This window comes from Tepidiforma sp. (genome assembly GCF_034433535.1).
In the GTDB taxonomy this organism is placed as follows: domain Bacteria; phylum Chloroflexota; class Dehalococcoidia; order Tepidiformales; family Tepidiformaceae; genus Tepidiforma.
Genome location: NZ_DAOUAO010000125.1, coordinates 1 through 9,248, shown reverse-complemented (window position 1 = coordinate 9,248; position 9,248 = coordinate 1). Strand labels below are relative to the sequence as shown.

General features: G+C 69.8%; 12 protein-coding genes. 10 read left to right on the top strand and 2 right to left on the bottom strand.

Annotated elements, in window-relative coordinates:
• Positions 1-7: 7 nt before the first annotated feature.
• A complete protein-coding gene (locus VAE46_RS07040) occupies positions 8-1,225 on the bottom strand; it encodes an aspartate kinase (protein WP_322796214.1) in 1,218 nt (405 codons plus the stop codon).
• A gap of 255 nt (positions 1,226-1,480) precedes the next feature.
• On the opposite strand from VAE46_RS07040, the gene VAE46_RS07035 reads away from it, so the two are divergent.
• The 6 genes from VAE46_RS07035 to VAE46_RS07010 all read left to right on the top strand — a co-directional run bounded on the left by VAE46_RS07035 (position 1,481) and on the right by VAE46_RS07010 (position 6,434).
• Entirely contained in the window at positions 1,481-1,918 is a 438-nt protein-coding gene (locus tag VAE46_RS07035) for an Rrf2 family transcriptional regulator (RefSeq protein WP_322796213.1), read from the top strand.
• On the top strand, positions 1,915-2,850 hold the full coding sequence (cysK, locus tag VAE46_RS07030) for a cysteine synthase A (RefSeq protein WP_322796212.1): 936 nt from the start codon (positions 1,915-1,917) through the stop codon (positions 2,848-2,850). The genes VAE46_RS07035 and cysK overlap by 4 nt, the downstream gene beginning before the upstream one ends.
• A gap of 92 nt (positions 2,851-2,942) precedes the next feature.
• Entirely contained in the window at positions 2,943-4,043 is a 1,101-nt protein-coding gene (moeB, locus tag VAE46_RS07025) for a molybdopterin-synthase adenylyltransferase MoeB (RefSeq protein WP_322796211.1), read from the top strand.
• A 69-nt stretch (positions 4,044-4,112) separates the two neighbouring features.
• Positions 4,113-4,409, top strand: a complete 297-nt coding sequence (locus VAE46_RS07020) for a MoaD/ThiS family protein (protein WP_322796210.1) — start codon at positions 4,113-4,115, stop codon at positions 4,407-4,409.
• Between the two features lie 18 nt (positions 4,410-4,427).
• A complete protein-coding gene (locus VAE46_RS07015) occupies positions 4,428-5,372 on the top strand; it encodes a cysteine synthase family protein (RefSeq protein WP_322796209.1) in 945 nt (314 codons plus the stop codon).
• Between the two features lie 204 nt (positions 5,373-5,576).
• Entirely contained in the window at positions 5,577-6,434 is an 858-nt protein-coding gene (locus tag VAE46_RS07010; RefSeq protein WP_322796208.1) for a DUF4328 domain-containing protein, read from the top strand.
• A 68-nt stretch (positions 6,435-6,502) separates the two neighbouring features.
• Here VAE46_RS07010 and VAE46_RS07005 read toward each other — a convergent pair whose 3' ends face one another.
• Complete coding sequence (locus tag VAE46_RS07005) at positions 6,503-7,042, bottom strand: ferritin (RefSeq protein ID WP_322796207.1); 540 nt, start codon at positions 7,040-7,042, stop codon at positions 6,503-6,505.
• Positions 7,043-7,411: 369 nt separating this feature from the next.
• On the opposite strand from VAE46_RS07005, the gene VAE46_RS07000 reads away from it, so the two are divergent.
• From VAE46_RS07000 to VAE46_RS06985, 4 genes are read left to right on the top strand one after another with little or no spacing between them, the layout of a single operon-like run.
• On the top strand, positions 7,412-8,050 hold the full coding sequence (locus tag VAE46_RS07000; protein WP_322796206.1) for an enoyl-CoA hydratase-related protein: 639 nt from the start codon (positions 7,412-7,414) through the stop codon (positions 8,048-8,050).
• A gap of 3 nt (positions 8,051-8,053) precedes the next feature.
• Positions 8,054-8,305 (top strand): hypothetical protein, encoded by a 252-nt coding sequence (locus VAE46_RS06995; protein ID WP_322796205.1) that lies wholly within the window; start codon positions 8,054-8,056, stop codon positions 8,303-8,305.
• Positions 8,306-8,309: 4 nt separating this feature from the next.
• Positions 8,310-8,552 carry a hypothetical protein gene (locus VAE46_RS06990; protein ID WP_322796204.1) on the top strand — a complete coding sequence of 81 codons (243 nt, stop codon included), beginning with the start codon at positions 8,310-8,312 and terminating at the stop codon, positions 8,550-8,552.
• A gap of 11 nt (positions 8,553-8,563) precedes the next feature.
• Positions 8,564-9,244, top strand: a complete 681-nt coding sequence (locus VAE46_RS06985) for an enoyl-CoA hydratase/isomerase family protein (RefSeq protein WP_322796203.1) — start codon at positions 8,564-8,566, stop codon at positions 9,242-9,244.
• Positions 9,245-9,248: the final 4 nt, after the last annotated feature.

The window sequence follows — 9,248 nt, the reverse complement described above, 5'->3', positions numbered from 1 at the left end:
GGTTGTGTCAGGCGGGGTGTTCGAGTTCGAAGGCGTCGTGGAGGGCGCGGACGGCGTCGGGGACGCGGTCGGCGGCGATGATGCAGGTGAGGCGGATTTCGGAGGTGGAGATCAGTTCGATGTTGATGCCGGCATCGTACAGGGCGCGGAACATGCGGGCGGCGTAGCCGGGGGCCGTCTGGATGCCGACGCCGACAATGGAGACCTTGCCGAGGGTGGCATCGGAGGACCATTCGGGGGCGCCGACGCGGGCGCAGATCTCGGGCATGAGCTGTTCGGCGCGGCGGAGGTCGGCGCGGGAGATGGTGAAGGAGAGGTCGGTGAGGTCGGCTTCGGAGGCGTTCTGGACGATGGTATCGACGGAGATGCCGGCTTCGGCGAGGGGTTCGAAGATGTTGGCGGCGATGCCCGGGCGGTCGGGGACGCGGCGGACCGTGATCTTGGCGACGTCGGTATCGTGGGCGATGCCGCGGACGCGGTTGCGTTCTTCCAATTCTGCTTCTCCTCGGATGAGGGTGCCGGGGGCTTCGACCATGGAGGACGTGACGAGGATGGGGACGTTGTAGACGGAGGCGAGCTCGACGGCGCGGTTGTGCATGACCTGCGAGCCCTGGGTGGCGAGCTCGAGCATTTCTTCGTAGGAGATGTCCTTGAGCTTGCGGGCGGTGGGGACGATGCGGGGGTCGGCGGTGTAGACGCCTTCGACGTCCTTGCAGGTTTCGCAGAGGTCGGCGCCGAGGGCGATGGCGAGGGCGACGGCGGTGGTATCGGAGGCGCCGCGGCCGAGGGTGAAGATCTCCTGGTGTTCGTTGACGCCCCAGTAGCCGGCGACGACGGGGACGCGGCCGGCGGCGAGCTCGGCGCGGACACGGTCAGCTTCGACGCGGGAGATACGGCCCTGGTAATGGCGGCCCTGGGCGATGATGCCGGCCTGCTGGCCGGTGAGGCCGACGGCTTCCTGGCCCATGGCCTTAAGGGCCATGGCGAGGAGGGCGACGGAAACCTGCTCGCCGGTGGAGAGGAGCATATCGAGCTCACGGGGGTCGGGGTCGGGTGCGACCTGGAGCGCGAGGTCGATGAGGTCATCGGTGGCGGAGCCCATGGCGGAGACGACGGCGATGACCTGGTCGCCCTGGCGGATGCGGCGGATGATGCGGGCAGCGACGTGGCGGATGCGTTCGGCGTCGGCGACGGAGGTGCCGCCGTACTTTTGGACTACGAGCACGAAGCAAGCATAGGGGGGGAGCAGGGAACGGGGAACGGGGAGGAGGTGGGAGGTTGGAGGTTGGAGGTTGGAGGTGGGAGGTGGGAGCGGGGAGCGGGGAGCGGGGAGCAGGGAGGGGCAGTCCTTCTCCCTTTCTCCCTCTCTCCCTTTCTCCCCTACTCCCCCTCGGGGTTGCGGTGGGGCGAGCGGGTGGGATAGGATTGTTGAGCGAGTTAGTCGACTTTGCGCGCGGGGGTACCGCGGAAGGACAGCAGGATGCGTGTTTCGACGCGCGGGGATTACGGGCTGCGGGCGCTGATCGAGCTGGCCGGCCACTACGGGCAGGGGCCGCTCCAGTCCTCGGAGATTGCGCTGCGGCGGCACATCCCGGAGCAGTACCTGGACCAGCTGCTGACCGCGCTGCGCAAGGCGGGGTTCATCCGCAGCGTGCGCGGGCCTTCGGGCGGGCACGAACTGGTGCGTCCGCCGGACCGGATTTCGGTGAAAGAGGTGATCGAGGTGCTGGAGGGCAGCCTTTCGCCGGTGGCCTGGCTCGATGAGCCGCCCGAGATGACGGACCACCCCCACCAGTGCGGCCAGCGCGAGATCTGGACGCGGGTGCGGGACGCGACGGCGGAGATCCTCGGGTCGTACACGGTGGCGGACCTGCTCGAGCGGGAGCCGACGGCCGTGGCCGGGCGGTGGGTGATATGAGCGGGGCGTTCGAACGGCCGCGCATCGCCGATTCGGTGCTGGACCTGATCGGGGCGACGCCGCTGGTAAAGCTGAAGCGGGTGATCCCGCAGGATGCCGCGACGGTGCTCGGCAAGATGGAGAGCCTGAACCCGGGCGGCAGCGTGAAGGACCGGATCGCGCTGGCGATGATCGAGGATGCGGAGCGGCGGGGCGTGCTCAAGCCGGGGTCGACCATCGTGGAGCCGACCTCGGGGAACACCGGCATCGGGCTGGCGCTGGTGGCGGCCGTGAAGGGGTACCGGCTGATCCTGACGATGCCGGAGGACATGTCGGTGGAGCGCCGGCGGCTGCTGGAACGGTACGGGGCGGAGCTGGTGCTGACGCCGGCCATTGAGGGGATGACGGGGGCGGTGTTCGCGGCGCAGGAGCTCTGCCGGGAGCACCCCGACTACTTCATGCCGCAGCAGTTCGAGAACCCGGCGAACCCGGAGGTGCACGAGCGCACCACCGCGCGGGAGATCCTCGAGGCGACCGGCGGCAGGGTTGATGCCTTCGTGGCCGGCGTGGGCACGGGCGGCACGATTACGGGGGTCGGGCATGTGCTGCGGGCGGAGCTGGGCGACCGCGTGCTGCTGGTGGCGGTGGAGCCGGCGCGTTCGCCGGTGCTGAGCGGCGGGCGGGCCGGGATGCACGCGATCCAGGGCATCGGCGCGAGCTTCGTGCCGGGGGTGCTCGATCGCTCGGTCTACAACGAGATTATCCGGGTCGAGGATAAGGACGCGATCGCGTGGTCGAAGCGGCTGGCGCGGGAGGAGGGGATCCTGGCGGGGATTTCGGCCGGGGCGAACTTGTTCGCGGCGCGCAAGGTAGCCGAGCGCCTGGGCGCGGGGAAGACGGTGGTCACGGTGATCTGTGACACTGGCGAACGGTACCTGAGCGTGGCCATGTAGGTGCAGCACCGCGGGGCGAGCCCCGCGCGGAGAGAGTTGCGATGTGCAACGATAGTTCTGCCGAAGGCAGCCGAAGGAGGACCCCTGTGTCAGTGAACGTCTACATCCCGACGCCGTTCCGCCACCTGGTGGGCAACCGGGCGAGCGTGCAGGCGCGCGGCGTGACGGTGAGCGACGTGCTCGAAGACCTGGACCGGCAGTTCCCGGGCTTCCGGGCGCAGCTGGTGGACAGCACCGGGCAGCGTGCGCGGCACATCAACATCTATGTGAACCAGGTCGAAATCGAGAACCTGGCCGGCGAGGCGACCGAGCTGCGCGAGGGGGATGAAGTGGCGGTGATCCCTGCGCTGGCGGGCGGCGCACCGACGGTCCTCACGCCGGAGATGGTGGAGCGCTACAGCCGCCACATCATCATGCCGCAGGTGGGCAGCGCCGGGCAGCGGAAGATCATCGAGGCGAAGGTGCTGATCATCGGGGCCGGCGGCCTCGGTTCGCCGGTGGCGCTCTACCTCGCGCTGGCGGGGGTGGGCACCATCGGGATCGTCGATTTCGACGTAGTCGACCGTTCGAACCTGCAGCGGCAGATCCTCCACCAGACGGAGGACATCGGAAAGCAGAAGGTGCAATCGGCGAAGGAGACGCTGCTGGCGCACAACCCGAACATCACGGTGGTGACGCACGAGACGCCGATCACCAGCGATAACGCGTTCGAAATCATCGAGCAGTACGACATTGTGGTGAACGGGGCCGACAACTTCGCGACCCGCTACCTGGTGAATGATGCCTGCTACCTGCTGAAGAAGCCGCTGGTGGACGGCTCTATCCTGATGTTCGACGGCCAGGCGACGACCTATCTGCCGGGCAAGGGCTGCTACCGCTGTCTCTACCCGGCGCCGCCGCCGCCGGGGCTGGTGCCGAGCTGCGCCGAGGCCGGGGTGCTGGGGGCGATGTGCGCGACCATCGGCAGCATCCAGGCGACGGAGGTGCTGAAGCTGATCCTCGAGATCGGCGAGCCGCTGGTGAATCGCCTGCTGCTGTACGATGCCCTCAGCCTCGAGTTCCGGGTGGTGAAGGTCCGGCGCGACCCGAACTGCCCGCTCTGCGGGGACAACCCGACGATCCACGAGCTGATCGACTACGAAGCGTTCTGCGGGGCGCCGATCCCGCACGCGGCGGCGCCGTTCGGCGGCTGATCGACGACGGGCCGGGGCGGGCGCACGGTTCGCCCCGGCCGATGACTTTGCCGGAGTGATGGAACGACGATGACGAGTGCAACGACCCCAACGGTGAGTGTCCGCCTGACGGCGGTGCTGCAGAAGCTGACGGGCGGGCAGAAGACGGTTGAGGCGACGGGCAGGACGGTGGCCGAGGTGTTCGATGACATCGAGGCGCGCTTCCCGGGGTTCAAGGCGCAGGTCTACGGGCCGGATGGGAAGCCGCACCGCTTCGTGAACATCTACCTGAACGATGAGGACATCCGCTACACGGGCGGCGTGGAGACGGCGGTGAAGGCGGGCGACGTGCTCGATATCCTGCCGGCGCTGGCCGGCGGGCTGTAGCCGGGAACCGGTTCGGCGATGGCGCTCTACCGTTCTGTGCTGGACCTCATCGGCAACACGCCGCTGGTGGAGCTGCAGAAGCTCTCGCCCCGGCCGGGCATCCACCTCTACGCGAAGCTGGAGGGCCAGAACCCGACCGGCTCGGTGAAGGACCGCATCGCGAAGTACATGATCGAGGCGGCGGAGCGCCGGGGCGAGCTGAAGCCGGGCGATACCATCCTCGAACCGACCTCAGGGAACACCGGCATCGGGCTGGCGATGATCGGCCGGGTGAAGGGCTACCGGGTGGTGTGCGTGATGCCGGAGAGCGTCAGCGAAGAGCGGACGCTGCTGCTGCGGGCCTACGGCGCGGAAATCATCTACACCCCGGGCGAGCTCGGTTCGAACGGGGCGATCGCGCGGGCGAAGGAGATCGTGGCGGAGAACCCGGGCAAGTACTACTTCCCCTACCAGTACGGCAACGAGGCGAACCCCCGCGCCCACTACGAGACGACGGGGCCGGAGATCCTGCGCGACCTGCCGGAGACGACGGTGTTCGTGGCCGGACTGGGCACCGGCGGGACCCTGACCGGCACCGGGCGCTACCTGAAGGACCACAAACCCGGGGTGAAGGTGATCGCGGCGGCGCCGCACCCGGGGGACCTTGTGCAGGGGCTGCGGGCGCTGGAGGAGGGGTTCATCCCTCCGGTGTTCGATGAGACGGTGCTGGACGGGAAGATCGTGGTGGACAGCCGCTCGAGCTTCGCGATGGCGAAGGAGCTGACGCAGAAGGAAGGGCTGTTCGTTGGGATCAGCTGCGGTGCGGTTGTGAAGGCCGCGCTGAAAGCGGCGGAGCGGCTGGAGGGCGAGCAGCACATCGTCTGCCTGCTGGCCGATGGGGGCTGGAAGTACCTGTCCTCGAACCTGTGGACGACGGAGTGGGAGGACCTCCCGGAGGATATCGACAGCAAGATTTGGTGGTGAGGAAGGTTGGAGGTTGGAGGTTGGAGGTGGGAGGTTGGAGATCGCCCCGAACCTTCCTGCCCACCGCACTCAGGGCTCCAACCTCCAACCTCCAACCTTCAACCTCCCACCTCCCACCTCCCCCGCGACCGGGGGTGTCGCGGTTTGCGGGGATGATGCGGGGCGGGCAGGATCGCCCACGAGACGTGAGCCGGGGGTTCGCTGATGTACTGTTCGCGCTGCGGTTCGTGGAATGCACAGGAGGCGCGCTTCTGCTGGAAGTGCGGTGCGGCCGTGACGCCGCCCGCGGCATCGCCCCCTGCTGAACCCGCAGCGCCCGCCTCGGCTGCCCCTTCGCCGATGGGCGCGCCTGCCGCTCCCGCGTGGGGCGCGCCGGCGGCCCCCGGGACGACGCCCGGCACGTGGTATGGCGGCTGGTTCTACCTCTCGGCTTCGGGGCTGGCGACCGCCATCGCGGTGCTCGCGGCGGTGGCAGCGGCGCTCTTCGGCATCGGCGCGGGCCTCGGGCTGGCCGGGGCGCTCGAAGAGGACTGGGAGACGCTGGACGTCTCGGGCGGGTTCATCGGGTTCGGCTACCTGGCGAACCTGGTGCTGGGCATCGTCCTGATCATCTGGACGCGGCGGATCACCGGGAACCTGCAGCCCCTCGGGGCGGCGCTCGAGCTGGGGACCGGTTGGGCGGTGGGGAGCTGGTTTACGCCCATCGTGAACTACTGGTTCCCGCTGCGCATCTGGAACCAGGCCTGGCGGGCGACGACGCCGGGGCTGCCGGTGCCGATCGGCTGGGCGTGGAAGGGGCTGCCGGCGCCGGCGCTGCACTGGATCTGCTGGGTGGGGTGGCACGTCGGCTCAGTCCTCGCCGCGGTCGGAGTTCCGACCGAAGACGACACGTCGACCGACATCGGGTATTTCGGGTTCATCGGCGGGGCGATCCTCACGGCTTCGCTGGCGCTGCTGGTCTTCGTGGTGCGGAACCTGACGCAGCGGCAGGACGCGTTCGCGCGGCAGCATTTGCCGGGGCTCCAGGTGGCGGGCACGCCCGGCGGCGCAAGGAGCTGGTAACGCAAACGGCCGCCGAAGGTGTGTCGGCGGCCGTCGAGGTTCGAGCCAACGAGCCGGGCTACCGCGGGTCAGGCCTCCGCTGCGCTCTCGGCTTCGGCGGCGCCGCCGCCGGGGTTGCCGGCGCGCTGCCCCAGCTCGCGGTCGAGGAAGAGGATGCCGGAACGGTCTTCGCCGACCATGCGGAGCCGCTCGAGGATGGTGGAGACGGTCGCCTCCTCCTCGGTCTGCTCGTTGACGAACCACTGGAGGAGGGGGAGCGAGGCGTAGTCGCGCTCTTCAAGTGCGCGGGTGTAAAGATCGTGGATGGCGCGGGTGACACGCTGTTCGTGGCGGAGGGCGGCTTCGAAGACGCCGACGACCGTCTCGGGCGTGGGTGCGGGCTTATCGAGGGCGAGCAATTCGAGGCGGCCGCCGCGGGCGATGACGAAGTCGATGAACTTCATGGCGTGGGTGTACTCCTCGCCGGACTGGATGCGCATCCAGCGGGAGAAGCCGGGGAGGCTGCGGAGTTCGAAGTCGGCGGCCATCTGGAGGTAGACGAAGGAGGACTCGAACTCGAGCTTGACCTGGGCGTTGTAGGCGGCGGTCAGGGACTCGGATAGCTGCATCGGTAACCTCCGAGGTGGTGAGAAGTACCAGTTTAGCTGAGGTTGGAGGTGGGAGGTGGGAGGTTGGAGGTTGGAGGTTGGAGGCGGGAGCCGGGAGCCCCGCGCCGCGAGCACCGCCACCCGGGAGCAGGGAGCAGGGAGCAGGGAGCCCTGCGCCGCCGCTGCCCGGCCCGTGAGCAGGGAGCGGGGAGCCGGGAGCCGGGAGCCCCGCGCCGCGAGCACCGCCACCCGGGAGCCGGGAGCCCCGCACCGCGAGCACCGCCACCCGGGAGCAGGGAGCAGGGAGCAGGGAGCCCTGCGCCGCCGCTGCCCGGCCCGGGAGCAGGGAGCGGGGAACGGGGAGCGGGGGTGGTCTGGTAGGCTGTGGGCATGGCGGCTGTGCTGGTCTTCGATGGGGCGTGGGGCGGGCGGGAGCCCGGCTGGGTGGCGGCGTGGCTGGAGGCACTGCCGGAGGATGCCCGCGCGGCGGTGGTCGAGGCGGACGGGCTGGCCGGGTCGGCGCCGGCGAGCGCGGAAGAGCTGCGGGCCCTGGTGGTCGGGAGGGTGCCGGTCATCGCGTGGTTCGAAGGGGAGCTGCGCGGTGCGGCGCTGGACCTGGCGCTGGCGGCCGACGTGCGCATCTGCGGCGCGGGAGCTGCCCTGCGGGGCCCGACCGTCTGGCCCGCGCGGGCGCGGCTGCTCGGGCGGGGCGACGCCGGGGAGGCGCTGGCGGCGGGGTCGCGGCTGATCGGGTCGGAGGAGGCGCTGGCAGCCGGCCTGGTTGGGTCGGTGACGGCGCCGGGCTCGGCGCGGGCCGAGGCGCTGCGGCTGGCGGAGGTGATGGCCTCGCGGGGGCCGATCGCGCTGGCGCTGGCCAAGGAGGCGATCTGGCGGGGGCTGGCGCTGCCGCTGGAGCAGGCGCTGCGCTTCGAGACCGATTTGACGCTGCTGCTGCAAACCACGAAAGATCGGGCGGAAGGTGTCCGGGCTTTCCTGGAGAAGCGGAAACCACTGTTCACAGGTGAATGACCGATGATTGTGTTGCTGGAAGAGCCGGAAGCGTGGTCGCTGATGATGCTGGTGAGCGCGGTGGCGGTGGATAACGCCGGGCTTTCGGATGAGGGGAAGGAGGCCATTCGCCGCTGGCGGAGCGACCGCGCGGAAGGCACGCCGATGCTTTCGGAGCTGACGGAGGCGCTGAACAAGGCCCTCAACGCCCACCTCGATGCGAAGTTCATGCGCCGCGTGAAGAGCAAGGGCTGGTACGAAACGGTGCGGAGGTAACGGGATGGACGTGCGCTTCAACGAAGAAGAGGTCAACGAGCTGCTGACGGTGCTCGTCAACCGGATGGCGGATGAGGCGGGCCTTTCGGATAAGGACCGGGCGATGCTGAAGAACTGGCGCTCGAAGACGATGCGCCCGGGCCGCGACGACATGCTGGAGCTGGTGCAGAAGGTGAACGAGGACTTTGCCCAGCAGATGGCCCGGCGGATGCGGAGCCAGATTCGGAAGCCCGACTGGCTGGATTAGGGACGGGGCGCGTGGCCGAACCGGTGCGCTTCGCGGTGGACGAGCGGGGCGTGGCGACGCTCACCCTCGACCGCCCGGAGCGGCTGAACGCGATCAACCTCGTGATGCGCGACCTCCTCTGGGAGTACCTGCGGGCAGCCCGGGAGATGCCGGAGGTGCGGGTCATCGTCTTCCGGGGCGAAGGGCGCTGCTTCAGCGCGGGGGCCGACATCTCGGAGTTTGGGACGGCGCCCTCGATCATGGCGGCGCGGCGGGCACGGCACGACCGCGACCTCTGGTGGCTGCTGGTTCGGCACCGCTGCGTGACGGTGGCGCGGATGCACGGCTATTGCTACGGCGCTGGGCTCGAGCTGCCGCTCTTCTGCGACGTGCGGGTGGCCAGCAGCGACCTGCGGGCGGCGCTGCCGGAGGTTTCGCTGGCGTACATCCCGAGCGCGGGGGGCACGCAGATGCTGCCGCGGATCGCGCCGCCGGGGGTGGCCGCGCAGATGATCCTCTCGGGCGAGCCGATCGACGCGGAGGCCGCCCTGCGCTGGGGGATTGTCGACCGGGTGGTGCCGCCGGGCGAGCTGGACGCGGCGGTGGAGGAGGCGGTCGAGCGGGCGCTGCGGGAGCCCGGGGCTGCCCGGGCGCGCCGGCTGGCGCTGCTCGGCGCGGATCACGGCGCGGGCGGCCCGGCCGCGCCAGAATAAATGG

Coding starts and splice junctions, on each gene's coding strand:
- VAE46_RS07035 (WP_322796213.1), top strand. CDS start 1,481: ATGCGTGTTTCGACGCGCGGGGATTACGGGCTGCGGGCGCTGATCGAG.
- VAE46_RS07005 (WP_322796207.1), bottom strand. CDS start 7,042: ATGCAGCTATCCGAGTCCCTGACCGCCGCCTACAACGCCCAGGTCAAG.
- VAE46_RS06990 (WP_322796204.1), top strand. CDS start 8,310: ATGGACGTGCGCTTCAACGAAGAAGAGGTCAACGAGCTGCTGACGGTG.
- VAE46_RS06995 (WP_322796205.1), top strand. CDS start 8,054: ATGATTGTGTTGCTGGAAGAGCCGGAAGCGTGGTCGCTGATGATGCTG.
- VAE46_RS07015 (WP_322796209.1), top strand. CDS start 4,428: ATGGCGCTCTACCGTTCTGTGCTGGACCTCATCGGCAACACGCCGCTG.
- cysK (WP_322796212.1), top strand. CDS start 1,915: ATGAGCGGGGCGTTCGAACGGCCGCGCATCGCCGATTCGGTGCTGGAC.
- VAE46_RS07000 (WP_322796206.1), top strand. CDS start 7,412: ATGGCGGCTGTGCTGGTCTTCGATGGGGCGTGGGGCGGGCGGGAGCCC.
- VAE46_RS07010 (WP_322796208.1), top strand. CDS start 5,577: ATGTACTGTTCGCGCTGCGGTTCGTGGAATGCACAGGAGGCGCGCTTC.
- VAE46_RS07020 (WP_322796210.1), top strand. CDS start 4,113: ATGACGAGTGCAACGACCCCAACGGTGAGTGTCCGCCTGACGGCGGTG.